Annotated in this window: 1 protein-coding gene; it reads right to left on the reverse strand. The window is 66.6% G+C overall.

All coding sequences use genetic code 11. The features are described from left to right. Positions 1–19: 19 nt before the first annotated feature. Positions 20–1,228, reverse strand: coding sequence for an IS110 family transposase (locus ACTJLF_RS34530; protein WP_132752699.1), 1,209 nt, complete (start codon positions 1,226–1,228; stop codon positions 20–22). Positions 1,229–1,491 lie beyond the last annotated feature (263 nt).

The raw sequence follows: 1,491 nt of genomic DNA on the forward strand, positions 1-1,491 counted from the left end.
CCGCATGAGACATCCGGTGTCAACCCTCCCGAGAAATTTCGATGCGACAAGCGCTGGAGTGGATGGCCGGGTCGTAGACGGTGGCGTCGGTCCAGATGCGCCAGAGCACGCGAGTCCAGGCGCGAGCCAATATGCGCACTGCGTGCGGATGATCGCAACCGCGCTTGCGCGCGGCGTGGTAGATGCTGGCGGCCCAAGGGCTGGCGTGGCGGGAGTTGTCAGCCAGGCAGGTGATGGCGCGGCGCAATCGGTGGTTGCAGGCCCACCGGAAGGTGACGGCGCGGCTCTTGCCGGACTCGTAGGTGACGGGCACGACGCCGGCCTCCGAGCACAACTGTTCGGCACTGGCGAAGCGCTCGGGCACGTCGCCCAGTTCGGCCAGGATCTGCGCGGCGCAGATGCAGCCGGCGCGCGGAAGCGACATGACCGAGACGGCTTGAGGCAGCTGGCCCATGGCTCGGGCGATGTGGGCGTCCAGGGATTTGATCTGGGCTGCGAGCGGCTTGAGCAGGGCCACCAGGGCCAAGGCAGCCGTGGCTTGGGCCTGGGCGAGCGTGGGTTCGCAAAAGCTCGGTGCAGCGGCTTGCAGGCGCTCGAGCAGCACGCCGGGCGAACGCCTGCCGCTGTAGCCATGGCGCTTGCAGAAGGCGGCGATCTGGCGGGCGGTGAGTTTGCGCGCGGTGGGCCATTGCTCGATGAAGGCCAGCGCGATGGGCGAATCGACGGCGGCAAAGATGCCAGTGGCGCCAGGCCAGTAGGCATCCAGCAGCGCGGTGAGCTGGTTGGCCAGGCGGATGCGCGTGGTCACCAAATCGTCGCGTGTTCGCACGAGGGCGCGCAAAGCGCGGATGGCAGGCGACTGCGGCTGCACAGCGCGCCAGCGATGGCCGTCGGTACGAAGCAAGTCAGCCAGCATGAAGGCATCTGCTGCGTCGCTCTTGGCATTGCTGCTGCGGTAGCGCGGGCGGCTGGCCTTGACGGCGTTGGGGTGGATCGCAAAGACCTGATGGCCGGCTTCGAGCAGGGCGTCCACGATCAGGCCCGAGGGCCGTTCGATGGCGATGGGCAAGGCTTTGCCAAAGGCAGCGAGGGCATGCTGGAGTTCACCCAGCCCCTGGCGGTCGTGGTTGATGGTCAAGTGCTTGATCACGCTGCCCTGAGCGTCGATCACGCACACCGCGTGCGAACGGTAGGCCCAATCCAGGCCGACAAAGACACTGCGAGTCATGGACAACCTCCATCGGTTTGGGTTAAGACTGTCCGTGTCGGAAGGCATGGCGGGACGCTCATAAATCGGCGCTCCAGCTGGGTAGGCGTGGCGCTACATCCGGTGGCCCGTCGTGGCCTTCCGACACCTCGGGTGCTGCAGGTCTCATGCGGGCTGTCGAACAGCCAGCGCCGTGGGCAGTCACCACGAGGGCACGGAAGTCGGATCGCCACCTCAGCACCTGTCAAAGGCAGCGTCAAGAAGGAGGTTGCCTTATGAGCGCC

Origin of the sequence: Variovorax sp. 22077 (assembly GCF_052044195.1) — a bacterium.
Taxonomy (GTDB): domain Bacteria; phylum Pseudomonadota; class Gammaproteobacteria; order Burkholderiales; family Burkholderiaceae_C; genus Variovorax; species Variovorax atrisoli.

Coding starts and splice junctions, on each gene's coding strand:
- ACTJLF_RS34530 (WP_132752699.1), bottom strand. CDS start 1,228: ATGACTCGCAGTGTCTTTGTCGGCCTGGATTGGGCCTACCGTTCGCAC.